This window comes from Pseudomonas sp. Pso3 (genome assembly GCF_055393275.1).
The window spans coordinates 4,638,974-4,662,870 of the sequence record NZ_AP043687.1 but is presented as its reverse complement, the minus strand read 5'-3'; the positions used below and the strand labels follow the sequence as shown (position 1 = coordinate 4,662,870).

The 23,897-nt window shown below is 66.5% G+C and carries 22 protein-coding genes; 11 read left to right on the top strand and 11 right to left on the bottom strand.

The genetic code is table 11. From position 1 onward, the window contains the following. The first annotated feature begins 22 nt into the window (after window positions 1-22). The gene (locus tag ACZ5R1_RS21900; protein WP_027597387.1) at window positions 23-1,423 is read left to right on the top strand and encodes a sugar porter family MFS transporter; all 1,401 of its coding nucleotides are present in this window, start codon (window positions 23-25) and stop codon (window positions 1,421-1,423) included. A gap of 45 nt (window positions 1,424-1,468) precedes the next feature. Here the strand turns inward: ACZ5R1_RS21900 and ACZ5R1_RS21895 are convergent, their stop codons facing one another. Continuing rightward, window positions 1,469-1,915 (bottom strand): hypothetical protein, encoded by a 447-nt coding sequence (locus ACZ5R1_RS21895; protein WP_007159917.1) that lies wholly within the window; start codon window positions 1,913-1,915, stop codon window positions 1,469-1,471. A gap of 231 nt (window positions 1,916-2,146) precedes the next feature. Here ACZ5R1_RS21895 and ACZ5R1_RS21890 point away from each other — a divergent pair, with 231 nt between their 5' ends. Continuing rightward, window positions 2,147-3,355 (top strand): aldose 1-epimerase family protein, encoded by a 1,209-nt coding sequence (locus ACZ5R1_RS21890; RefSeq protein ID WP_220376267.1) that lies wholly within the window; start codon window positions 2,147-2,149, stop codon window positions 3,353-3,355. Between the two features lie 18 nt (window positions 3,356-3,373). Here the strand turns inward: ACZ5R1_RS21890 and ACZ5R1_RS21885 are convergent, their stop codons facing one another. Next, window positions 3,374-3,775: an acyl-CoA thioesterase gene (locus ACZ5R1_RS21885; RefSeq protein ID WP_026083995.1), complete on the bottom strand. Its 402-nt coding sequence runs from the start codon at window positions 3,773-3,775 to the stop codon at window positions 3,374-3,376. A 487-nt stretch (window positions 3,776-4,262) separates the two neighbouring features. Between ACZ5R1_RS21885 and ACZ5R1_RS21880 the strand changes: the two genes are divergently transcribed. The 5 genes from ACZ5R1_RS21880 to gltP all read left to right on the top strand — a co-directional run bounded on the left by ACZ5R1_RS21880 (window position 4,263) and on the right by gltP (window position 10,002). After that, window positions 4,263-5,570 carry an MFS transporter gene (locus ACZ5R1_RS21880; protein WP_169742418.1) on the top strand — a complete coding sequence of 436 codons (1,308 nt, stop codon included), beginning with the start codon at window positions 4,263-4,265 and terminating at the stop codon, window positions 5,568-5,570. Between the two features lie 167 nt (window positions 5,571-5,737). Then, window positions 5,738-6,937, top strand: a complete 1,200-nt coding sequence (gene fdhA, locus ACZ5R1_RS21875) for a formaldehyde dehydrogenase, glutathione-independent (RefSeq protein ID WP_027597391.1) — start codon at window positions 5,738-5,740, stop codon at window positions 6,935-6,937. A 145-nt stretch (window positions 6,938-7,082) separates the two neighbouring features. Beyond that, complete coding sequence (locus ACZ5R1_RS21870; RefSeq protein ID WP_255211804.1) at window positions 7,083-7,445, top strand: hypothetical protein; 363 nt, start codon at window positions 7,083-7,085, stop codon at window positions 7,443-7,445. A 66-nt stretch (window positions 7,446-7,511) separates the two neighbouring features. Further along, window positions 7,512-8,342, top strand: a complete 831-nt coding sequence (locus tag ACZ5R1_RS21865) for an aldo/keto reductase (protein WP_027600635.1) — start codon at window positions 7,512-7,514, stop codon at window positions 8,340-8,342. 310 nt (window positions 8,343-8,652) lie between these two features. Next, window positions 8,653-10,002 (top strand): glutamate/aspartate:proton symporter GltP, encoded by a 1,350-nt coding sequence (gene gltP / locus ACZ5R1_RS21860; protein ID WP_007159910.1) that lies wholly within the window; start codon window positions 8,653-8,655, stop codon window positions 10,000-10,002. 51 nt (window positions 10,003-10,053) lie between these two features. On the opposite strand, the gene ACZ5R1_RS21855 is transcribed toward gltP, so the two are convergent. Continuing rightward, window positions 10,054-10,899 (bottom strand): NAD-dependent epimerase/dehydratase family protein, encoded by an 846-nt coding sequence (locus ACZ5R1_RS21855; protein WP_115946329.1) that lies wholly within the window; start codon window positions 10,897-10,899, stop codon window positions 10,054-10,056. Window positions 10,900-11,050: 151 nt separating this feature from the next. Between ACZ5R1_RS21855 and ACZ5R1_RS21850 the strand changes: the two genes are divergently transcribed. The 3 genes from ACZ5R1_RS21850 (at window position 11,051) to ACZ5R1_RS21840 (ending at window position 15,525) form a co-directional block, all read left to right on the top strand. Continuing rightward, window positions 11,051-11,983 (top strand): hydrogen peroxide-inducible genes activator, encoded by a 933-nt coding sequence (locus ACZ5R1_RS21850; RefSeq protein WP_007159908.1) that lies wholly within the window; start codon window positions 11,051-11,053, stop codon window positions 11,981-11,983. Next, window positions 11,980-14,055, top strand: coding sequence for an ATP-dependent DNA helicase RecG (gene recG / locus ACZ5R1_RS21845; RefSeq protein WP_042134659.1), 2,076 nt, complete (start codon window positions 11,980-11,982; stop codon window positions 14,053-14,055). Before ACZ5R1_RS21850 ends, recG begins: the two co-directional genes overlap by 4 nt. A 75-nt stretch (window positions 14,056-14,130) precedes the next feature. After that, window positions 14,131-15,525 (top strand): aminoacyl-tRNA deacylase and HDOD domain-containing protein, encoded by a 1,395-nt coding sequence (locus ACZ5R1_RS21840; protein WP_074584201.1) that lies wholly within the window; start codon window positions 14,131-14,133, stop codon window positions 15,523-15,525. 104 nt (window positions 15,526-15,629) lie between these two features. Here the strand turns inward: ACZ5R1_RS21840 and rpmG are convergent, their stop codons facing one another. Both rpmG and rpmB read right to left on the bottom strand, forming a co-directional pair. Then, entirely contained in the window at window positions 15,630-15,785 is a 156-nt protein-coding gene (rpmG, locus tag ACZ5R1_RS21835) for a 50S ribosomal protein L33 (RefSeq protein WP_007159904.1), read from the bottom strand. Between the two features lie 11 nt (window positions 15,786-15,796). After that, on the bottom strand, window positions 15,797-16,033 hold the full coding sequence (gene rpmB / locus ACZ5R1_RS21830) for a 50S ribosomal protein L28 (protein ID WP_007159903.1): 237 nt from the start codon (window positions 16,031-16,033) through the stop codon (window positions 15,797-15,799). A 383-nt stretch (window positions 16,034-16,416) separates the two neighbouring features. On the opposite strand from rpmB, the gene ACZ5R1_RS21825 reads away from it, so the two are divergent. Further along, a complete protein-coding gene (locus ACZ5R1_RS21825) occupies window positions 16,417-17,994 on the top strand; it encodes an ABC transporter substrate-binding protein (protein ID WP_027597397.1) in 1,578 nt (525 codons plus the stop codon). Between the two features lie 23 nt (window positions 17,995-18,017). Here the strand turns inward: ACZ5R1_RS21825 and ACZ5R1_RS21820 are convergent, their stop codons facing one another. Genes ACZ5R1_RS21820 through ACZ5R1_RS21795 form a run of 6 tightly spaced genes read right to left on the bottom strand, consistent with a single transcriptional unit; the run spans window position 18,018 to window position 23,744 of the window. Next, window positions 18,018-18,347: a Na+/H+ antiporter subunit G gene (locus tag ACZ5R1_RS21820; RefSeq protein WP_017642340.1), complete on the bottom strand. Its 330-nt coding sequence runs from the start codon at window positions 18,345-18,347 to the stop codon at window positions 18,018-18,020. 14 nt (window positions 18,348-18,361) lie between these two features. Beyond that, window positions 18,362-18,631 carry a K+/H+ antiporter subunit F gene (locus ACZ5R1_RS21815; RefSeq protein WP_007159900.1) on the bottom strand — a complete coding sequence of 90 codons (270 nt, stop codon included), beginning with the start codon at window positions 18,629-18,631 and terminating at the stop codon, window positions 18,362-18,364. Then, window positions 18,616-19,113 (bottom strand): Na+/H+ antiporter subunit E, encoded by a 498-nt coding sequence (locus ACZ5R1_RS21810; RefSeq protein WP_027597398.1) that lies wholly within the window; start codon window positions 19,111-19,113, stop codon window positions 18,616-18,618. Before ACZ5R1_RS21810 ends, ACZ5R1_RS21815 begins: the two co-directional genes overlap by 16 nt. Further along, the gene (locus tag ACZ5R1_RS21805) at window positions 19,110-20,609 is read right to left on the bottom strand and encodes a monovalent cation/H+ antiporter subunit D (RefSeq protein WP_288405642.1); all 1,500 of its coding nucleotides are present in this window, start codon (window positions 20,607-20,609) and stop codon (window positions 19,110-19,112) included. Before ACZ5R1_RS21805 ends, ACZ5R1_RS21810 begins: the two co-directional genes overlap by 4 nt. Next, window positions 20,606-20,935 (bottom strand): Na+/H+ antiporter subunit C, encoded by a 330-nt coding sequence (locus ACZ5R1_RS21800; protein ID WP_027597400.1) that lies wholly within the window; start codon window positions 20,933-20,935, stop codon window positions 20,606-20,608. The genes ACZ5R1_RS21805 and ACZ5R1_RS21800 overlap by 4 nt, the downstream gene beginning before the upstream one ends. A 1-nt stretch (window position 20,936) precedes the next feature. Further along, complete coding sequence (locus ACZ5R1_RS21795; protein WP_074584199.1) at window positions 20,937-23,744, bottom strand: monovalent cation/H+ antiporter subunit A; 2,808 nt, start codon at window positions 23,742-23,744, stop codon at window positions 20,937-20,939. Window positions 23,745-23,897: the final 153 nt, after the last annotated feature.

Genomic DNA, 23,897 nt, shown 5'->3' with positions numbered 1-23,897 from the left:
AGGCGAGCGAGGAGCCTCAGTCATGAGCAACACCACTACCCACGCCGACGGTCACGTCACCGAAAAGGCGCAGCCCAAGGCGATCTTCGCCTGCCTGATGGCCGCCCTGGCCGGCCTCATGTTCGGCCTCGACATCGGCGTCATTTCCGGCGCCACCAAATTCATCCAGCAGGAATTCCAGATCTCCGATCAGGTGATCGAGTGGATCGTCTCCAGCATGATGGCCGGCGCCGCCCTGGGCGCGCTGGGCGCCGGTTCGCTGTCGGCCAAGCTGGGTCGCAAGAAGTCCCTGATGCTGGGCGCCATCCTGTTCGTCATCGGCTCGATCCTCTGTGGCCTGGCCACCTCGCCGACCATGCTGATCTTCGCCCGCTTCCTGCTCGGCCTGGCCATCGGCATCGCCTCCTTCACCGCGCCGCTGTACCTGGCCGAGGTCGCCCCGGAAAACATCCGCGGCTCGATGATCTCGCTGTACCAGCTGATGATCACCGCGGGCATCCTGATCGCCTTCCTGTCCAACACCGCCTTCAGCTACTACGAGGCCTGGCGCTGGATGCTCGGCATCATCGCCATCCCCGGGGTGCTGTTCCTGATCGGCGTCTTCGCCCTGCCGGACAGTCCGCGCTGGCTGATCATGGCCGGGCGCAAGCAGGAGGCCATCAAAGTCCTGCACAAGCTGCGCGGTGACGAAAAGGTCATCCAGCAGGAAGTCGCCGAGATCGAAGAGCAGCTCAAGGTGCCGCAGAAGGGCTGGTCGCTGTTCAAGGAGAACGCCAACTTCCGCCGCTCGGTGGGCCTGGGCGTGCTCTTGCAGGTGGTGCAGCAATTCACCGGCATGAACGTGGTGATGTACTACGCGCCGCGCATCTTCGAAGGCATGGGCTACGACACCGCTGCCCAGATGTGGTTTACCGCCGCGGTCGGTCTGACCAACGTGCTGGCCACCTTCATCGCCATCTTCCTGGTCGACAAGTGGGGCCGCAAACCCATCCTCTATACCGGCTTCGTGGTCATGGCCGTGGGCCTGGGCGTGGTCGGCACCATGCTCGGCATGGGCAACCTGAGCCACGGCCAGCAGACCTTTACCGTGGTCATGCTGCTGATCTTCATCGTCGGCTTCGCCATGTCGGCCGGTCCGCTGATCTGGACCCTGTGCTCGGAAGTCCAGCCGCTCAAGGGCCGCGACTTTGGCATCGGCTGCTCCACCTTCACCAACTGGATCGCCAACATGATCGTCGGCGCCACCTTCCTGACCATGCTGGGCACCTTGGGGCAGGGCACCACCTTCTGGATCTATGCCGGTCTGAACGTGGTGTTCATCTTCCTGGTGTTCCTGCTGGTACCGGAGACCAAGGGCGTCACCCTGGAGCGCATCGAACGCAACCTGATGCAGGGCAAGCGCCTGCGCGACCTCGGTCAGTAGGCTCGAGCGCACAGGAAAACGCCCGGCATAGCCGGGCGTTTTTCATTACCGATCCCAGTGCTTGTGTCGGTGCTTGGCGTGCTTCCAGCCCTTGCCGGGGTGGTCGCGATAGCCCCGATAGCCGCGATCGTCGCGTCCGCTGTCGCCCAGGTTGTTGCCCAGGGCACCGCCGGCACCGCCACCCAGGGCCGCGCCGACCAGGCCACCGGTGCTGCCACCGACTCTATTGCCGATCACGTTGCCGCCCGCCGCGCCCAGACCGCCGCCGATGGCGGCCTCGGTTCTATTGCGCCGGTCAGCGCCCAGTACACCACCTGCTGCACCGCCGACGCCGGCACCGATGGCCGCACCGGTGCTGCCGCCGACCTGCTGGCCGACCAGAGTACCGAGTACGCCACCCACGGCGCCGCCGAGTCCGGCTTCGGTATTGCCCGCATACGCCGGGGCAACGCCCGCCAGGGCAAGCAACAAGAACAGGGCTGAAGGTTTCATGGAGTCCACTCCGTGGTAGAGACGAGCCGATCCTCGGCAAAAATCGCTGCCCTGGCAAGTACCGAACGGTCGTTTGAATGGTAAAGGTTGTCTTTACCCATTCCTTTGATTTCCTTGAACAAACCTATACGGAAATCGTCGGTCTCGCGCCTTTTCAGGGTCTGGAACGAGGTCTGCAGCCGGGCCCAGGCTGGTCTAGACTCAAGGCGATCGCGCCGCCAAGGGGACTCCATGATCCATGCTCGTCTGCTGTCCGGCTGTCTCCTGTTCCTTGTCAGCGCCAGCGCCTCGGCCTGGGAATACACCCTCATCGCCCCCGACAAGCCGGTGCAGAACTGGAGCATCAGCAGTGATCGCCTGGGCCTGCGCGATGGCCTGGCCTTTGCCGTCGGGGTACACCGCCTGAGTGGCGGACGCCAGGAAGGCTCGGTGCTGATCGAGATCGACACCGGCGCCCTGCAGCTCACCGTGGTGGCGACCCGCGGCATGAACGTCCTGCGCGCCCAGGCCGGCACCCTGCGACTGGGCTGGGATTCGCCGGTGCGCGAGGTGGTCAATCCGGCCTTCGTCAACCTGGAGAGCCGCAATGGCCTGGGCTGGCTGGAAGGCTTCAACGAACTGGTGGCGCGCGCCGGCTTCGAGTGGGTCGGCCACCCCGGAATGGACCGGGGGCAATTGCTGACCCTGCACGGTCGGGCCAGCTACCTGCCGGCCAGCCAGGTGGTGCTGACCATCGACGAACAGCCGCCGCACCGCATCAGCCTCAAGGGCGTGCTGCACGAGGAGGCCTTCAAGCAGGCCAACTTTCGCATCGACACCGAACTGGTCACTCACGCCGGGGCCACCGGCTTCACCCTGCACGATCGCCTGACCAACCAGGGAGCGCACGCCGCCGAGTACCAGGTGCTCTATCACAGCAATTTCGGGCCGCCGCTGCTCGGTGAAGGCGCGCGGTTCGCCGCGCCGGTGCGGGAGGTGTCACCCTTCGATGCGCGGGCGCGCCAGGAGCTGGCGGATTGGCAGACCTATCGCGCGCCCACGCCGGGCTATGGCGAGACGGTCTACAACCTCTATCCCTGGGGCGACGATCAGGGGCGCAGCCTCGCGGTACTGCACGATCGCAGTGCCCACCAGGGCGTGGCGCTGGCCTTCAATGTGCGGGAATTGCCGGTCTTCACCCTGTGGAAGAACACCGATGCCAAGGCCCAGGGCTATGTCACCGGCCTGGAGCCGGGCACCAGCTTTTCCTACAACCGCAGCCAGCAGCGAGCCCTGGGGCTGGTGCCGCGCATGGAAGCCGGCGGCACGCGCGACTTCACCCTCGACTATCGGCTGCTGGCCACCGCCGCCGAGGTCCGGCAGGCGCTGGAGCAGGTCGAAGGCATCCGCCACGGAAGGCCGACCCAGGTGCGCGAGGCGCCGCTGGCCCGGGAGCCCTAGCGGCAAGGCCGGCGGGTGCTAGCGCCGCGCGGGCAGGGGGCGGGTGCGGCCGCTGCCATCGATGGCCACGAAGACGAACACCGCCTCGGTCACCTTGCTCCACTCGCTGGACAGCGGATCGTCGCTCCAGACCTCGATGAGGATCTGGATGGAGCTGCGGCCCACCTCCAGGGTGTTGGTATAGAAGGAGAGCTGTGCGCCCACGGGCACCGGTGTCATGAAGGCCATGCGGTCGATGGCCACGGTAGCCACACGCCCGGCGGCCAGGCGACTGGCCATGGCGCTGCCGGCCAGGTCCATCTGGGCCACCAGCCAGCCGCCGTAGATGTCGCCGAAGCCATTGGTCTCGCGGGGCAGCGCAGTGATCTGCATGGCCAGGTCGCCCTGGGGGATGGGATCTTCTTGTTCGAGCTCTTCGATCATGACAGGGCCCTCGGGAGCCCGGATAGGTAGGTAACGTTCAGCATCTGCACGCAAGAATGCTGCCAATCTCTCGGCGGAGATCGTTAGGGGGCTACAGTATAACGCCTGGGGCAGGGCGGCTCGACCGCTTTTGCACCAGGATGGAACAGCCATAGCTCGGCAGATGAGCCCTGAATGGGCACTGAATGAATAGCGGAAATTCCTTGCAGATTTGCTATCGTGGAGACCGTGCACGGCCAGGCAATCCAGAGGGCCCTGCACGTCCGATGATCAGGTAATGATCGGTAGACCTGCTGTTGCCGTGCTCCAAAAGAGCGCAGGCGGCGCGGTGCAGGTCCGGCGCCCATCCGGCGACCCGCCCGATCCCTGCCAGCCGCTCCAGGCGGACGGTCACTCGGGGCCGCGTCTTGTCCGCTACACCCGGAGGGATGCCAGAGGCCGAATTTCCTTTGCGCTCCTCTCTTGTCCGGGATCCTCGATGAAACTGCAATCCGCCTCTGCGCCGCTCACGTCGCGCCCTCTGGGCCGCAACGACTACAAGACCCTCTCGCTGTCCGCCCTGGGCGGTGCGCTGGAGTTCTACGACTTCGTCATCTTCGTCTTCTTCGCCGCGGTGGTGGGGAAGCTGTTCTTTCCCGCCGACATGCCCGACTGGCTGCGACAGATGCAGACCTTCGGCATCTTCGCCGCGGGCTATCTGGCACGTCCGCTAGGCGGCATCATCATGGCCCACTTCGGCGACCTGCTCGGGCGCAAGAAGATGTTCACCCTGAGCATCTTCATGATGGCCCTGCCGACCCTGGGCATGGGCCTGATGCCCACCTACGCCCAGATCGGCGTGGCCGCGCCGATCCTGCTGCTGGTGCTGCGTATCATCCAGGGCGCGGCCATCGGCGGCGAGGTGCCCGGCGCCTGGGTGTTCGTCTCCGAACACGTCCCCGGCAAGCACGTCGGCTATGCCTGCGGCACCCTGACCGCCGGTCTCACCTTCGGCATCCTGCTCGGCTCGCTGATGGCGACCCTGATCAACACCGTCTTCACCCCGGTGGAAGTGGCCGACTACGCCTGGCGCTTTCCCTTCCTGATCGGCGGCGTCTTCGGCCTGTTCTCGGTCTACCTGCGCCGCTGGCTGCACGAGACGCCGGTGTTCGCCGAACTGGCGATCCACAAGTCGCTGGCCGAGGAAGTGCCGCTCAAGGCCGTGCTGCGCGACCACCGCAGCAGCGTGATCCTGTCCATGCTGCTGACCTGGATGCTCACCGCCGGCATCGTGGTGGTCATCCTCATGACCCCGACCCTGCTGCAGACCCAGTACGGCTTCTCCGCCGCCCTGGCGCTCAAGGCCAACAGCCTGGCCATCGTCTTCCTGACCCTGGGCTGCATCGTCTCCGGCGCCCTGTCCGATCGCTTCGGCAGCGGCCCGGTGTTCATCGGCGGCGGTCTCATCCTGGCAGTGGCCAGCTGGGCGCTCTATGCCGGTCTCAAGGTCCATCCGGAATGGCTGTTCCCGCTCTATGCCCTGGCCGGCGCGGCGGTCGGCGTCATCGGCGGCGTGCCGCGGGTGATGGTGCTGGCCTTCCCGCCCAAGGTGCGCTTCTCGGGGCTGTCGTTCTCCTACAACGTGGCCTACGCCATCTTCGGCGGCCTGACCCCCATGGTCGTCACTCTGATGCTCAAGCAGCATCCGCTGGGCCCGGCCTGGTACGTCATGGGCCTGGCCCTGCTGGGCGTGGGCATCGGCTGCTACCTGCTCAGCCGCGAGCGCCGCGCCGCCGCCCTGGCACCCGCCTGATCCCGGCCGGTCATGCCGCCCGCCGTGGCGGCGTGACCGGGTTCGCGAGGCCGACCCGCAGGGGCGACCTCGGCATCGCCAAAAACGCCATCCCCACAGACGCCGCGCTTCGCGAGGACTAGGCTCGAACCGCTAGAGCCAGTCCAACAATAACAGCGAGGTGCAACATGTCCGGTAATCGTGGCGTCGTCTATCTGGGCGCGGGCAAGGTCGAGGTGCAGACCATTCCCTACCCGAAGATGGAAACCCCGCAGGGCAAGCGTATCGACCACGGCGTCATCCTGCGCGTGGTCTCCACCAACATCTGTGGTTCAGACCAGCACATGGTGCGCGGCCGGACCACTGCCCCCGAAGGCCTGGTGCTCGGCCACGAGATCACCGGCGAGGTCATCGAAGCGGGTCGTGACGTCGAGACCCTCAAGGTCGGCGATCTGGTCTCGGTGCCCTTCAACGTCGCCTGCGGTCGCTGCCGCACCTGCAAGGAGCAGGACACCGGCGTCTGCCTGACCGTCAATCCCTCGCGCGCCGGCGGTGCCTACGGCTACGTCGACATGGGCGGCTGGGTCGGTGGCCAGGCCGAATACGTGCTGGTCCCCTATGCCGACTTCAACCTGCTCAAGCTGCCGAATCGCGACGCGGCCATGGAAAAGATCCGTGACCTGACCTGCCTCTCCGACATCCTGCCCACCGGCTACCACGGTGCCGTCACCGCCGGCGTCGGCCCGGGCACCAGCGTCTATGTCGCCGGCGCCGGCCCGGTCGGTCTGGCCGCGGCCGCCTCGGCCCGCCTGCTGGGCGCCGCCGTGGTCATCGTCGGCGACGTCAACCCGGTACGCCTGGCCCACGCCAAGGCCCAGGGCTTCGAGATCGCCGACCTGTCCCAGGATACCCCGCTGCACGAGCAGATCGCTGCGCTGCTGGGCACGCCGGAAGTCGATTGCGCGGTCGATGCCGTCGGCTTCGAGGCCCGTGGCCATGGTCACGAAGGCGCCAAGAGCGAGGCCCCGGCCACGGTGCTGAACTCACTGATGGGCATCGTGCGGGTGGCCGGCAAGATCGGCATTCCCGGTCTCTATGTCACCGACGATCCGGGTGCGGTCGATGCCGCCGCCAAGCAGGGTGCTCTGAGCATCCGCTTCGGTCTGGGCTGGGCCAAGTCCCACAGCTTCCACACCGGCCAGACCCCAGTGATGAAGTACAACCGCCAGCTGATGCAGGCGATCATGTGGGATCGCATCAAGATCGCCGACATCGTCGGTGTGCAGGTGATCACCTTGGACGAGGCCCCCCGCGGCTACAGCGAATTCGATTCGGGCGTCCCGAAGAAATTCGTCATCGATCCGCACAAGCTGTTCAGCGCGGCCTAGCTATTGCACTAAGGATTTTGTCCGAGACTGCTGGCCATTTGGCATTTCTCGGGCAAGCCGTGCAGTCGTTTGTCGTACCAGAGGGTCTACCTCCGCAGCGTCCACCTCGGGCGCTGTTTTTTTTGGTGCCACAGACGAGGCCAACATGACCCCGAATGTCCTTTCGACCCTTCGCCGTATCCTTCCCTCCCTGCTCATGGCGGCCCTGTTGCTGCTGGGTAGCAACCCAGCCCGCGCCGAGGGCGGAGTGTCCTTTCGCTTCGCCGAAGAAGGACAGGGCTGGATGCTGCGCGGCCCGGTCGATGTGCTCAAGTGGCCCTTCGTCTACGACCGCAGTCGTGAGCGCGCGCGCAACACCCTGACGCGGCTGGACGGCGACACCCAGGTGCGGGTGATCGAGACCCGTTCCTTCCAGCGCTGGAAGCGCATCGAGGTGCAGCAGGAGGGTCGTACCCTGCTGGGTTGGGTCGAGAGCTACAGCGTCCCCGAAGCCGTGCGGCTCGACTGATCGGGAGCAAAAGGCCACTGCCGCCAGTCACACCTCTGACAGTCATCAATCTCAGAGGAGCGACGCATGTCCGCGATCACCCGTCTTCAGCTCAACGACGGTCACCACATTCCGCAATTCGGCCTGGGGGTCTGGCAGACCCCGGCCGAAGAGACCGCCCAGGTGGTCAAGACCGCCCTGGACCTCGGCTATCGACACATCGACACCGCCGCCATCTACGGCAACGAAGAGGGCGTCGGCCAGGCCATCGTCCAGGCCGGTCTGCCGCGTGACGAGCTGTTCGTCACCACCAAGCTGTGGAATGCCGACCAGGGCTACGACAGCGCCCTGCGCGCCTTCGACACCAGCCTGGCCAAGCTGGGTCTGGAGCATGTCGACCTCTACCTGATCCACTGGCCGCTGCCGGAAAAGGGCCTGTTCCTCGACAGCTGGAAGGCGCTGATCGAATTGCGCAACCAGGGTCGGGTGAAGTCCATCGGCGTGTCCAACTTCCGCCAGGCCGACATCGAGACCCTGCTGACCGAGACCGGCGTGGTGCCGGTGGTCAACCAGATCGAGTGTCATCCACTGCTGCAGCAGCAGGAGCTGCGCGACTTCAACACCTACAAGGGCATCGCTACCGAAGCCTGGAGCCCGCTGGCCCAGGGTGGCGAACTGCTGGGCAGCCCGGTGCTGCAGCAACTGGCGGCCAAGCACGGCAAGACGCCGGCCCAGGTGGTGCTGCGCTGGCACATCCAGCTCGGCAACATCATCTTCCCCAAATCCAAGACGCCCAAGCGCATCGAAGAGAACATGCAGATCTTCGACTTCGCCCTGGACGACGAGGACATGCGGCAGATCGCCGGGCTGAACCAGGACAAGCGTCTGGGTCCGGACCCCGCGACCTTCAACGGCTGACGTTCAGGGGGCGCCGCGATGAGCGGCGCCTCTGTATGCCTGGCGCGCAAGGCGCCAGTGCCTGTATGCTGCGCGGCCCTTTCGGGACACCTCATGCCGGATCGGCATAGGGCAGGCGACAGCGGCATTAGACATACCCCGTTACCCTCTGGCAAAAGTGTGACGCCTTGGTGCTCCCAGTCCTTTTCGAGCACCGTTTCCGCAGCCTGAACGCACCCTCTCGTTGGCGTTGCATGCGCTTCGCGCATCACGACCCGACACGGTGACGTTCGTCCCGAACTCCATCCAAATAGAACAAAGGTGTCGGTACATGACCAAGCCCAAGCTCAGCCTCGCGTGGCAGATCCTTATCGGCCTCGTGCTGGGGATCGCCGTCGGCGCACTGCTCAACCACTTCAGCGCCGAGAAAGCCTGGTGGATCTCGAACGTCCTCAAGCCGGCCGGCGACATCTTCATCCGGCTGATCAAGATGATCGTGGTGCCCATCGTCATCGCCACCCTGGTGGTCGGCATCGCCGGCGTCGGCGATTCCAAGAAGCTTGGTCGCATCGGTCTCAAGACCATCCTCTACTTCGAGATCGTCACCACCCTGGCCATCGTTGTCGGCCTGTTCTTCGCCGACAGCGTGCAGCCCGGTGCCGGCATCGACATGAGCACCCTGGGCACCACCGATATCTCCCAGTACCAGAAGACCACCGCGGAAGTGCAGCATGACCACGCCTTCATCGCGACCATCCTCAACCTGATCCCGTCCAACGTCTTCGCCGCCGTCGCCCGTGGCGAGATGCTGCCGATCATCTTCTTCGCGGTGATGTTCGGCCTGGGCCTGGGCGCCTTGCCGGAAGCCACCCGCGAGCCGGTGGTGCGGGTCTTCCAGGGCATCTCCGAGGCCATGTTCAAGGTCACCCACATGATCATGAACTACGCCCCCATCGGTGTCTTCGCGCTGATCGCGGTGACCGTGGCCAACTTCGGCTTCGCCTCCCTGCTGCCGCTGGCCAAGCTGGTGGTGCTGGTCTACGTCGCCATCGGCTTCTTCGCCCTCGGCGTGCTGGGCCTGGTGGCCAAGCTGTTCGGCTTCTCGATCTTCCGCATCATCCGCATCCTCAAGGACGAGCTGATCCTGGCCTATTCCACCGCCAGTTCGGAAACCGTGCTGCCGCGCATCATCGAGAAGATGGAGGCCTATGGCGCGCCCAAGTCCATCACCAGCTTCGTGGTGCCCACCGGCTATTCCTTCAACCTGGACGGCTCCACCCTCTACCAGAGCATCGCGGCGCTGTTCATCGCCCAGCTCTATGGCATCGACCTGTCGCTGAGCCAGCAGCTGCTGCTGGTGCTGACCCTGATGGTCACCTCCAAGGGCATCGCCGGCGTGCCGGGCGTGTCCTTCGTGGTGCTCCTGGCCACCCTGGGCAGCGTCGGCATTCCGCTGGAAGGCCTGGCCTTCATCGCCGGTGTGGATCGCATCATGGACATGGCGCGCACCGCCCTGAACGTGATCGGCAACGCCCTGGCCGCCCTTGTCATCGCCAAGTGGGAAGGTCTCTACGACGCCGAGAAGGGCGCCGCCTACTGGGCAGCCCTGCCGCACCTGAAGAGCACCGCCAAGGTCGAGGAGCGTCCTCAGGCCACCCGCGGTGAAGCCCTGCGCGACTGAGTGGCTGGCTAGCTGAGAACGGAGCCCGGCCCTGTGCCGGGCTCCGTCGTTTCAGCCGGCGAGAATGGCCGCGTAGCCCTCGCGATAGCTGGGGTAGCGGGGCGTCCAGCCCAGGGCCCGGGCGCGGGCGTTGCTGCATCTCTTGCTGCCGGCGCGACGCAACTGGGCCTCGTCGGACCAGAAGGTGATGCCCAGCCGTGCCCGCAGCCAGTCGACCACCTCGTCCAGCGGCGCCGGATCGTCGTCCACGCCCAGATAGAGATCATCCAGGGCGACCCCTTCGCGATCCCGCTGCAGCAGCAGCGCCAGCAGGCCGGCGGCGTCCTCGACATGGATGCGATTGCCATACAGCGGCGGTTCGCGGGTCACTCGGGAGCCCTCGCGCACCTGGCGCAGCAGCGCCTCGCGTCCCGGGCCATAGATGCCGGTCAGGCGGACCACGCTGGCAGGCAGGCCGCTGCCCAGCGCCAGGTCTTCCGCCTCGCGCAGGATGCGTCCGGAAAAGCGCTCGGGTTCGGCAGGGGTGGTTTCGTCGACCCAGGCGCCATCGCCCTGGGCATAGACGCCGCTGCTGGAGACGAACAGCAGACGCTGCGGACGCTGGTCGCAGGCGGCCAGCCAGCCGAGCAGGTGGCGCAGGCCCTCGACATAGGCGGCGCGATAGCCGGCTTCGTCATGGTGGGTCGCGGCGGTGGCATAGACCACCTGGTCGAGGGGTTCGCGCGGCCAGGCGGCCGGCGGCGTGGCCTCGGCGAGATCGCCTGCGACCGGCAGCAACTCAGCGGGGAGGGCGGCGACAGTGCGCCTGAGGCCGAAGACCCGGTGGCCCTGGGCGACCAGTTGCAGGCCGAGACGGCTGCCGACATCGCCGCAACCGGCGATCAGGATGGTGCTCATCGGTGTTTCCTTCTGCAAAGGCCGGGACAGACGGCCAGGGTAGCCTGCGCCTGGCCGTGGTCCAACCTGGGAGCGCAGGCTGCTGCCCGTCGCGCTTGGCCGTTGATAGAGACAGCCGCTAAGATTGGCCGGCACCCCATGGAATTTGACTATGACCCTGACTGAACTGCGCTATATCGTCACGCTCGCCCAGGAACAGCACTTTGGCCGAGCTGCCGAGCGTTGCCACGTCAGCCAGCCGACGCTGTCGGTGGGCGTCAAGAAGCTCGAGGACGAGCTGGGCATTCTGATCTTCGAGCGCAGCAAGAGTGCCGTGCGCCTGACCCCCACCGGCGAGGGCATCGTCGCCCAGGCGCAAAAGGTGCTGGAGCAGGCCCAGGGCATCCGCGAACTGGCCCAGGCCGGCAAGAACCAGCTCACCGCGCCGCTGAAGATCGGTGCCATCTATACCATAGGGCCCTATCTCTTTCCGCACCTCATCCCGCAGCTCAACCGGGTGGCGCCGGAGATGCCGCTGTACATCGAGGAAAACTTCACCCACCTGCTGCGCGACAAGCTGCGCACCGGTGAGCTGGATGCCGTCATCCTCGCCCTGCCGTTCAACGAGCCGGACGTCCTGACCCTGCCGCTGTACGACGAACCCTTCTATGTGATGATGCCGGCGCGGCACCCCTGGACCAAGCTCAAGGCCATTCCGCAGAACCAGCTCAGCGACAAGAGTCTGCTGCTGCTGGGCGAGGGCCACTGCTTCCGCGATCAGGTCCTGGAAGCCTGTCCGACCGTGCGCAAGCACGAGGAAAACAAGAATTCCACGGTGGAGTCCTCTTCGCTGGAAACCATCCGCCACATGGTGGCCTCCGGCCTGGGCGTCTCGGTGCTGCCGTTCTCGGCGGTGGAGAGTCACCACTATGCGCCGGGAATCATCGAGGTGCGCCCCTTCGAGCGGCCGGTGCCCTATCGCACCGTGGCCATCGCCTGGCGCGCCAGCTTTCCGCGGCCCAAGGCCATCGAGGTGCTGGCCGACTCGGTCCGTCTGTGCTCGGTGGCGCGGCCTGAAGCCAAGGGCGTCGTGCAGCCGGCATGAGTGAACTGGCCGCGACGCCGGTCACCGCCCTCAAGGGGGTCGGCGCCGCCCTGCAGGAGAAGCTCGCGCGGGTCGGCCTGGAAACCCTGCAGGACGTGCTCTTCCACCTGCCGCTGCGCTATCAGGATCGCACCCGCATCGTGCCCATCGGCGCCCTGCGGCCCGGTCAGGACGCCGTGGTGGAGGGCATGGTCGCCTCCGCCGAGGTGCTCATGGGCCGGCGGCGCAGCCTGCTGGTGCGCCTGCAGGACGGCAGCGGCACCCTGTCGCTGAGATTCTTCCACTTCAGCCAGGCGCAAAAGGATGGCCTCAAGCGCGGCACCCTGCTGCGCTGCTATGGCGAGGTGCGCCCCGGCGCCTCGGGCCTGGAGATCTACCATCCCGAATACCGCGCCCAGGACGAGAACGCCCCGGCGCCGGTCGAGCAGACGCTGACGCCCATCTACCCGACCACCGAAGGCCTCACCCAGCTGCGCCTGCGCCAGCTCAGCGCCCAGACGCTGGAGCGACTCGGGCCCGAATCCCTGCCCGACTGGCTGCCGCCGGAGATGGCCGCGCACTATCGCCTGGGTCCCCTGGCCGATGCCCTGCGCTACCTGCATCGACCGCCGCCGGACGCGGACCTGGAAGAGCTGGCCGAGGGCCGGCACTGGGCCCAGGAGCGACTGGTCTTCGAAGAATTGCTCACCCACCAGTTGTCCCTGCAGCGGCTGCGCGAGACCCTGCGCGCCCAGCGTGCGGTGCCCCTGCCGGCCGCCCGCCGGCTGCCACATTTGTATCTGGACAACCTCGGCTTCACCCCCACCGGCGCCCAGCAGCGCGTCGGGCGCGAGATCGCCCATGACCTGGCCCAGCCCGAGCCCATGCTGCGGCTGGTGCAGGGCGACGTCGGCGCCGGCAAGACGGTGGTCGCGGCCCTGGCCGCCCTGCAGGCCATCGAGGCCGGCTACCAGGTGGCGCTGATGGCGCCCACCGAGATCCTCGCCGAGCAGCACTTCCTCAACTTCCAGCGCTGGTTCGCCGCCCTGGACATCGAGGTGGCCTGGCTGGCCGGCAAGCTCAAGGGCAAGGCCCGCGCCAGTTCCCTGGAGCGCATCGCCGCCGGGGCGCCCATGGTGGTGGGCACCCATGCGCTGTTCCAGGACGAGGTGCGTTTCGCCCGCCTGGCGCTGGTGGTGATCGACGAACAGCACCGCTTCGGCGTGCAGCAGCGCCTGGCGCTGCGTCAGAAGGGCGTCGACGGCCGCCTGGCGCCACACCAGCTGATCATGACCGCCACCCCCATCCCGCGCACCCTGGCCATGAGCGCCTATGCCGATCTGGACACCTCGGTGCTCGACGAACTGCCGCCGGGACGCACGCCGGTCAATACCGTGAGCGTCACCGACAGCCGTCGCGAGGAAGTCGTGGAGCGGGTGCGCGCCGCCTGCCACGAAGGGCGCCAGGCCTACTGGGTCTGCACCCTGATCGAGGAGTCCGAGGAACTCACCTGCCAGGCGGCCGAGACCACCTACGAGGAATTGCAGCTGGCCCTGGCCGAATTGCACGTCGGCTTGATCCATGGACGCATGAAGCCGGCGGAAAAGGCCGCGGTGATGGCCGAGTTCAAGGCCGGCAACCTGCAATTGCTGGTGGCCACCACGGTGATCGAGGTGGGGGTGGACGTGCCCAATGCCAGTCTGATGATCATCGAGAATCCCGAGCGCCTGGGTCTCGCCCAGTTGCACCAGCTGCGCGGCCGGGTCGGGCGGGGCAGCGCCGTCAGCCACTGCGTGCTGCTGTTCCATCCGCCGCTGTCGCAGATCGGTCGTGAGCGGCTGGCTATCATGCGCGAGACCAACGACGGCTTCATCATCGCCGAGAAGGACCTGGAGTTGCGCGGCCCGGGCGAGATGCTGGGGACCCGTCAGACCGGCCTGCTGCAGTTCAAGGTGGCCGATCTGATGCGCGACGCCCATTGGCTGCCGGCGGTGCGCGATGCCGCCCAGGAGTTGCTGGCCCGCTGGCCCAGTCATGCCGGTCCGCTGCTGGAGCGCTGGTTGCGCCATGGCCAGCAATACGGCCAGGTTTGACAAAGCTTATACAGACGACGCTACCTACGGAGCCGAATGGTTATACTCCAGGGCGTACGTGAGGAAGAAAATGCCATGACCGATGTAGCGCTCGCTTCGCCCCTCCCTGAGGTTCCCCCTTCGATCCAGCAGTTGCTCGCCCAGTTGAACCTGGCCTATCGGCCGATCCCGGCGACGACGCGCCTGCCGCAGGCGAATCGGGTACACACGGTGCTTCTGAGCGACAGCGTCGGCATGCTGCTGGTGCTCTTGCCCGAGGATCAGCTGCTGGACCTGCGCCGGCTGGTGGAATTCACCGGGCGGCAGCTGGCGGTGGTGGCGCCGGAGCGGCTGATGCGCACCCTGGAGCGCTACGAACTGGATGTCCTGCCGGGGCTGCCGTCGCTGACCAATTCCCCCTGCCTGTATGACGAGCGACTGCTGGAAGCGCCGCGCCTGCTGCTGGAATCCGGTGAACGCTCGCTGCTGCTGGAAGTGGAAACGTCTGACTATCGCCGCCTGCTGAATCAGGCCACCGCGGGCAGCTTCGGCATCCCGGCGGCCGGTATCCAGCCCAATCTGCGGCAACCGGAACGCGACGAGGCGGAGATCCTGCATGCCGCCACCGCCTTCACCGCGCGGCGCATCCGCCAACGCCTGGAGGAGACGCTGGAGATCCCGCCGCTGTCCAAGACGGCGGAAAAGGTCATCAAGCTGCGGGTCGATCCCGAGGCCACGGTGGACGATCTGGCCAACGTGGTGGAGACCGATCCGGCCCTGGCGGCCCAGGTGATCAGCTGGGCCGCCTCGCCCTACTACGCCGCGCCCGGCAAGATCCGCTCGGTGGAAGACGCCATCGTGCGGGTGCTGGGCTTCGACCTGGTGATCAACCTGGCCCTCGGCCTGGCCCTGGGCAAGACCCTGAGCCTGCCCAGCGACCAGGCCCAGCAGGAAACCCCCTACTGGAAGCAGGCCATCTACACCGCCGCCCTGATCGAGGGCCTGGCGCGCTCCATGCCGCGCGCGGAGCGGCCGGAGATGGGCCTGGCCTATCTCGGCGGCCTGCTGCACAACTTCGGCTATCTGGTGCTGGCCCACGTCTTTCCGCCGCACTTCTCGCTGATCTGCCGCCACCTGGAAGCCAACCGCCAGCTCGATCACCAGGTCATCGAGCACCACCTGCTGGGCATCACCCGCGAGCAGATCGGTGCGGCCCTGATGCGCTGCTGGGAAATGCCCGAAGAGGTGGTGACGGCGCTGCGCTTCCAGGGCGATCCGGGCTACCAGGGCGAGCAGGCGGTCTATCCCAACCTGATTTTCCTGGCCGTGCAGCTGCTGCGCGCCGAGGGCATCGGCAACGGCCCGGCCCAGCCGATTCCCGACGAGCTCTATGCGCGGCTGAGCATCGATCCGGCCAAGGCGCGGGAGTGCATGCAGAAGATCCTTGGCGCCGAAGCCGCCCTGCGCGAGCTGACCGGTCAATTCAAGTAGCGGGCCGAGCGGCCTCCGGCGCCCCGGGCGCCGGAGCTGCCGGGCCGGACGCCAGACAACAAAAAACCCGCCGAGGCGGGTTTCTTGTTCAAGGGGGCGATCAATTACTTGATCTTGCCTTCCTTGTACATGACATGCTTGCGCACGACCGGATCGAATTTCTTGATTTCGATCTTTTCGGGCTTGGTGCGCTTGTTCTTGTCAGTGGTGTAGAAGTGGCCGGTGCCGGCACTGGAAATCAAACGGATCAATTCACGCATGACGAATCCCCTTAGAATTTTTCGCCGCGGCTACGCAGCTCGGACAGTACGGTTTCGATACCGCGCTTGTCGATGATACGCATGCCCTTGGCAGAAACGCGCAGACGCACGAAGCGCTTCTCGGATTCTACCCAGAAACGGTGGTGCTGCAGATTCGGCAGGAAACGACGACGGGTTTTGTTGTTAGCGTGGGAAACGTTGTTCCCAGTAATCGGACCCTTACCGGTTACTTGGCAAACTCTCGACATGGCTCAGCCCTCATAAACCTCATGCCAAACCCGGCATGGGTTGGCCGCTTGTAACTGTATTGATTCCTGTTTTGACGGGGAGAGCCGGCAAACGCCGGGGACCTGAAGCGGCCATACCCCGAAAAAAGAGCGCTGTTTTATACCAGAAGTACTCGGACATAACAAGGTAGGGCGACGGATGAAATGCCCGCGCACCGGGCGCTGTGCGGGCCCGGCCGGAATGCCAACCGTTCGTCGGTCGGAAGCATTGTGACGGACGGACGGGTGGTCTAGTTTAGAGCGACTGCCAAACTCAATCCACGCCCGCCAGACGACCGCCCTGTCCGCCGTTGCCAGTCATCCGTGCGCCGTCTGCCCACTTCGGCTCTACAAGGAATCGTTCTATGCGTTTCGCCGCCTTGCCACTGCTCTTCGCGCCCCTGCTGGCGCAGGCCGCCACGCTCAGTGTCTGTACCGAAGCCAGTCCGGATGGATTCGACGTGGTGCAGTACAACTCTCTGACCACCACCAACGCCTCGGCCGACGTGCTGATGAATCGCCTGGTGGAATACGATGCCAGCGAAGCCAAGCTGGTGCCGAGCCTGGCGCAGAGCTGGACGATCTCCAACGACGGCCTGACCTACGACTTCGCCCTGCGTCCGGACGTGAAGTTTCACCAGACCGACTACTTCACCCCCAGCCGTACCCTGACGGCCGACGACGTGGTGTTCAGCTTCCAGCGCATGCTGGACAAGGACCATCCCTGGCACGGGGTGGCCAAGAGCGGCTATCCCCATGCCCAGTCGATGCAGTGGCCCAAGCTGATCAAGAGCGTGGAAAAGACCAGCGACCTCGGTGTGCGTATCGTGCTCAACAGCCCGGACGCCACCTTCCTGCCGACCCTGAGCATGGGCTTCGCCTCCATCTACTCGGCCGAGTACGCCGAGCAGCTGCTCAAGGCCGGCAAGACCGAGCAGCTCAACGACGAGCCCATAGGCACCGGTCCCTTTGTCTTCAAGCGCTACCAGAAGGACGCCGTGGTGCGTTACGCCGCCAACCCGGACTACTTTGGCGGCAAGCCCAAGCTGGACGGGTTGATCTACGCCATCACCCCGGATTCGGCGGTGCGCCTGCAGCGACTCAAGCGCGGCGAGTGCCAGATCGCCCTGTCGCCCAAGCCCCAGGATCTGCAGAGCGCCCATGAGGACAAGAGTCTGCAGGTGCTGCAGACGCCGGCCTTCATGACCGCCTTCGTCGGTATCAACACCAGCCATCCGCCGCTGGACAACATCAAGGTGCGCCAGGCCATCAACCTGGCGTTCGACAAGCAGAGCTATCTCAAGGCGGTGTTCCAGGACACCGCGGTGGCCGCCGACAACGTCTATCCGCCCACCACCTGGGGCTATGCCAAGGACGTGCCGGCCTATCCCTATGACCCGGCCAAGGCCAAGGCGCTACTGGCCCAGGCGGGCCTCAAGGACGGCTTCAAGACCACCATCTGGACGAGACCCAGCGGCAGCCTGCTCAATCCCAATCCGCAGCTGGGCGCGCAGATGCTGCAGGCCGACCTGAAGAAGATCGGCGTCGATGCGCAGATCCAGGTGATCGAGTGGGGTGAACTGATCCGCCGCGCCAAGACCGGCGAGCACGACCTGCTGTTCATGGGCTGGGCCGGCGACAACGGCGATCCGGACAACTACCTGACGCCGCAATTCTCCTGCGCCTCGGTGCAGTCGGGCCTGAACTTCGCCCGCTATTGCGACAAGACCCTGGATGGCGCCATCAGCAAGGGCAAGACCCTGTCCGACCAGATGGCGCGGGCCACGGTGTACCACCAGGCGCAGCGCATCATCCACGACCAGGCGCTGTGGCTGCCGCTGGCGCACCCGACGGTGACGGTGCTGGCCAAGAATGGTGTCGAGGGCTACCAGCCCAATCCCTTCGGCCGCCAGGACTTCAGCAAGGTCAGCGGCGGTCGCTAGCAGCGCGTGCGGCGCGGCCAGCCCTAACGCCAGGGTTGGCCGTCGGTGCGCTCCACCTGCTTGACCTTCTGCTGGATGGCGGCGCGCGCCAGCATATGGGCGCTGACCGGCGCGGTGATGAAGATGAACAGGGCGATCAGCAGCTCGTGCAGGCTGAGGCCCTCGCCCTGGACACTGAAGAACAGCATCGAGGCGATGATGGTGCTGCCCACGCCCAGGGTGGTGGCCTTGGTCGGCCCGTGCAGGCGCATGAAGAAGTCCGGCAGCCGGTACAGGCCGATGGCGCCGATGAGGGCGAAACTGCTGCCGATGAGCAGCAGGGCGCAGATCAGGAGTTCGAGCCAGAAGGGCATGGGATAGCGCTCCGTTAATCGATGATTTCGCCATGCAGCATGTGCTTGCCCAGCGCCACGGTGCCGACGAAGCCGGTCACGGCAATGAGCAGCGAGGCCTCGAAGAAGACGTCGGTGGCCAGCCAGATGCCGAACAGGATGATGATCGCCAGGACGTTGATATAGAGGGTGTCCAGGGCCAGCACCCGATCCGGGATGTCCGGTCCCTTCACCAGGCGATAGACGTTGAGCACGGCGGCCACGCCCATCATCCCCATGCACAGCAGGGTCACGTAGGTGAGCATTCGAAGATCTCCTTGAGTGGGGCCTCATAGCGCGTCTTGACCTGGCGGATCACCTCGTCCTTGTCGGCGACATCGAGACCGTGCAGCAGCAGGGTCTTGCGATCGCCGCTGAGGCCTGACGACACGGTGCCGGGGGTGAGGGACACCACGCAGGCGAGCAGGGTGAGCAGGAATTCGTCCTCGATGTCGATGGGGACCTCGATGAAGGCGGGCTTAAGCGCCTCGGTCCGCCCCAGCACCAGCCGTGCGACGTGCAGGTTGGCGACGATGATGTCGTACAGCACCACCAGCATGTAGCGCAGCAGGAGCAGGGGGCGGCGCAAGCGGGGGGCGTGCAGCAGGAAATCCTGGCAGAGCAGCGGGATGCCCCAGCCGAGCAGAAGGCCCAGGAGCAACTGGCCCAGGCTCAGGCTGTTGTTGAGCAGCAGCCAGGTCAGGGTCAGCAGGACGGTGAGCAGTGGGTGCGGTAGCCAGCGCTTCATGGGCCAACTCCCCGGACGATATCGAAGTAGGGTGCGACGTCCAGCAGTTGCCGGGCGGTCTCCAGGGCGTAGCCATGCAGCGGCGCCGCCAGCGCCATCAGCAGCGGGCTACCCAGCAGCAGGCCGAGGGTGGCGGTGAGCTGGATGGGATCGAGGCGGACGTCCAGGGCCGCGCCTCGGCCGCGCCAGAACAGAGTGGTCCCGGCGCGGGACAGGGCGATGATCATGCCCAGCCCGCCGAGCAGTACCACCGGCCAGATGATCAGCGCCGGCCAGGCGGTACCGGTGGCCTGCAGCAGCATCACCTTGCCGAGAAAGCCGGGGAAGGGTGGCAGCCCGGCGACGGAGACCGCGCCCAGAAAGAACAGCCCGCCGAGCAGCCGGGGGTGCGTCAGCGACGGACCGCTGCCGAGGGTATCGCCCAGAGCACCGCGCTGCTGGGCGATGAGATCCGCCAGCAGGAACAGGGCGCCGGCGATCCAGGTGCTGTGCACCAGATAGAAGAGACTGGCGGCGAGTCCGGCGACGCTGCCCAGGGCCACGCCGGTCAGCAGCATCCCCACCGAGATGACCACCAGATAGCCGAGCAGGGTCTTGAGGTGATGGGCCGCCAGGGCGCCGAACACCCCGGCGGCCAGGGTGACCGCCGCCAGCGGCCAGAGCCAGGGCAGCACGTAGTGGGCGAGGGGACCGGCGGCGGCGCCGAACACCAGCAGAAAGACCCGGACGATGGCGTAGAGCCCGACCTTGGTCATGATGGCGAACAGGGCGGCGACCGGCGCACTGGCGGCGGAATAGGCGCTGGGCAGCCAGAAGTACAGCGGCAGCAGCGCACCCTTGAGGCCGAACACCACCAGCAGCAGGAAGCCGGCGGCGGCCAGCAGCGGCGCCTGCGCGGGATCGGCGTTGGCCACCCTCAGGCCCAGATCGGCCATGTTCAGGGTGCCGAGCAGGCCATAGAGCAGGCCGATGCCGATCAGGAACAGCGCCGAGCCCACCAGGTTGAGCACCACATAGTGCAGGCCGGCGCGCACTCGGGCCGGTCCCGCGCCGTGCACCAGCAGGGCATAGGAGGCGATCAGCAGGATCTCGAAGAAGACGAAGAGGTTGAACAGGTCGCCGGTGAGAAAGGCGCCGTTGATGCCCAGCAGCTGGAATTGGAACAGCGCGTGGAAATCCGGACCGCGGTTGTCGTCGCCGCGGCAGGCGTAGAGCGCCGCGCCGGCGGCCAGTACCGCCACGGTCGCCAGCATCAGCGCGGCCAGGCGATCCAGCAGCAGGACGATGCCGAAGGGCGCCGGCCAGTCGCCCAGGGCATAGACCTCCAGCTGGCCGCCGTTGGCCCGCTGCAGGAGCAGCAGCGCCAGCGGCAGCAGGGTCGCGGTGGCGAGCAGCGACAGCCCGCGCGCGGTACGGGCGGACAGCCGCGGCCGCATGAGCAGGAAGGCACCCATGAACAGCGGCACGAGGATCGGCAGGATGATCAGGTGCTTCATCGGCGCGGCTCCTCGCCATCCACGTGGTCGGTGCGCAACTCGCCCAGGGCGCGCAGCGACAGGGCGACCACGAAGGCGGTCATGGCGAAGCCGATGACGATGGCGGTGAGCACCAGCGCCTGGGGCACCGGGTCGGCCTGCTCGGCGGCCTGGCCGATCACCGCCGGCACGCCGGTGCGCAGGCGACCCATGGCGAACAGGAAGAGATTGACCGCATAGGAGAGCAGGGTGAGGCCGAGCACCACTGGATAGAGACGCGCCCGCAGCAGCAGGTAGACGCCGCTGGCGGTGAGCACCCCGAGGGCCGTGCAGAACAGAATTTCCATGCTAGAGCACCTCCTGGCTGGAGCCGTCCGTGTCCTTCTCGTCCCGGCTGACGTGGCCCAGGTTGGAGAGGATCAGCAGGGTGGCGCCGACGACGGCGAGGTAGACCCCGAGATCGAAGATCAACGCGGTGGCCAGTTCGGTCTTGCCGATCAGGGGGATGGCGAAGTAGTCGAAGGCGGTGGTCAGGAAGGGCCGGCCGAACGCCAGCGAGCCCAGCCCGGTGAGGGCGGCGATCAGTACCCCGAGGCCGCAGAGCGCGTGGTAGCTGATCGGCAGGCGCCGCTGGGTCCAGGTCACGCCGTGGGCCACGTACTGCAGGATCAGGGCGATGGCGGTGATCAGACCGGCGATGAAGCCGCCACCGGGCAGGTTGTGGCCACGCACGAAGATGAAGGCCGACACCAGCAGCGCCAGCGGCAAGAGCACTCGCGCCACGTTGTTGAGGATCATCGGGTGGCTGTCGCGGGACCAGGGCGTGCCCTTGGGATCGACCAGCGGATGCGGCAGGTGCAGGTGCTTGAGCAGGCCGTAGACGCCCGCCGCGGCGATGGCCAGCACGGTGATCTCGCCGAGGGTGTCGAAGCCGCGGAAGTCCACCAGGATGACGTTGACCACGTTGTAGCCACCGCCACCGGACACCGAGTTGGCCAGGAAGAAGTCGCCGATGCCCTCATAGGGGCGGGTCAGCACGGCATAGGCCAGCAGCGCCACCAGCAGCCCCAGGCCGCCGGCCAGCAGCACGTCGCGCAGGCCGCGCAGGCTGCTGGATTCGATGGGGGTGCGATCGGGCATGAAGAACAGCGCCAGCACCAGCAGGATGATGGTCACCACCTCCACCGACAGCTGGGTCAGCGCCAGGTCCGGCGCCGAATAGCGGGCGAACAGCAGGGACACGATCAGGCCCACGGTGCTCAGGGTCATCAGCGCCTTGAGGCGGTTGCGGTGGAAGAACACCGTCAGCACCGCGGTCAGCATGAGGATGCCCAGGCCCAGGGCGGTGAGCGGATCGAAGGGCGACAGGGCAACCGGGCCGTGGAGGCTGTCCAGGCCGGACAACGCCGCCACCAGCAGCACCAGGGTGGCCGTCAGCATCAGGGCGATATAACCCTGCAGCGAGCCGCTCTCCAGGCGCCCGGTCAGGCGCTGGGCGAAGCCGATCAGCCGATTCAGGCCCTGTTCGAAGACCAGCCGCGCATCGACGTCGGGCAGGCCTTCCTGCCAGCGGAACAGCGGCTGACGGAAGGCATAGACCAGCACCCCTCCGACCATGGCCAGGATGCTCATCACCAGGGCGGTGTTGAAGCCGTGCCAGATGGCCAGGCTGTAGTCGGGTAGGCTGCCGCCGAGGGCGGCGCTGGCGCCGGCGGCCAGCAGCGGCGCCACGGTGTAGCCGGGCACCACGCCCACCAGCAGGCAGAGCAGCACCAGGATCTCCACCGGGATCTTCATGTAGCGCGGCGGTTCGTGGGGCGGATAGTGGGGTAGGTCGCGTGGCTCGCCGTTGAAGAAGACGTCATGGATGAAGCGCAGCGAATAGGCCACCGAGAAGACCCCGTAGAGCACCGCCACCGCCGGTACGATCCAGCTGAAGCTGCCGAACAGGCCGTGGTTGAGGGTCTCGTTGAAGAACATCTCCTTGCTCAGGAAGCCGTTGAGCAGGGGCACCCCGCCCATGGCCGCGGCGGCGACCATGGCCAGCACCGCGGTGTGCGGCATGTAGCGCCAGAGGCCGGCCAGGCGGCGCATGTCGCGGCTGCCGGTCTCGTGGTCGATGATGCCGGCGGCCATGAACAGCGAGGCCTTGAAGGTGGCGTGGTTGAGGATGTGGAACACCGCCGCCACGGTGGACAGCTGGGTGTCGAGGCCGAACAGCAGGGTGATCAGCCCCAGGTGGCTGATGGTGGAATAGGCCAGCAGGCCTTTGAGGTCGTGCTGGAACAGCGCCAGGATGGCGCCCACCACCAGGGTGGTGAGGCCGGTGAGGGTGACGATGTAGAACCACCACTCGGAATCGGCCAGGGCCGGATAGAGGCGCGCCAAGAGGAAAACCCCGGCCTTGACCATGGTCGCCGAGTGCAGATAGGCCGAGACCGGCGTCGGCGCGGCCATGGCCTGGGGCAGCCAGAAGTGGAAGGGGAATTGCGCGGACTTGGTGAAGACGCCCAGCAGCACCAGGATCAGCGCCAGTGGATAGAGCGCATGGCCGGTGATCAGCGGGCCGGCGGCGAGGACGTCGCTCAGCTCGAAGCTGCCGACGATATGGCCGAGCAACAGGATGCCGGCGAGCAGGGCCAGGCCGCCGCCGCCGGTGACGGTCAGCGCCATGCGTGCGCCCTGGCGGGCTTCCCTGCTGTGGCTCCAGAAGCCGATCAGCAGGAAGGACGACAGGCTGGTCAGCTCCCAGAACACCATCAGCAGCAGCAGGTTTTCCGCCAGCACCACGCCCAGCATGGCGCCCATGAACAGCAGCAGGTAGGCGAAGAAGCGCCCGACTGGTTCGTCCTTGCTCAGGTAATAGGTGGCATAGAGGATCACCAGCAGGCCGATGACCAGGATCATCAGGGCGAACATCAGCCCCAGGCCGTCCAGACGCAGGCTGAGATTCAGCCCCAGCGCCGGCAGCCAGTCGACCCGGTGCAGCAGCACGCTGCCATCGAGAACCGCCGGCAGTTGCGTGGCCAGCAGGGCCAGGGCCAGGGCGGGGGCCACGGCGGTGCCCAGGGCGCAGGCGCGCCGGCCGAAGTGATCGGTCGCCAGCGACAGCAGTGTTCCCAGGAAGGGCAACGCGATGATCAGCGCCAATACCATGCCTGCATCCTTTAGCTGAGCCGCCTCACGGCGGTTGGTAGATGGGGCTCCCTAGAGGCCTCGAGCGGCATTCGATCCCCGCGCCGGGACGCTTGCCGGGACGGCAAGGGGCGCGCGAAGCGATCTCTGAGTTTCGTACAAGAACCGGCGGTT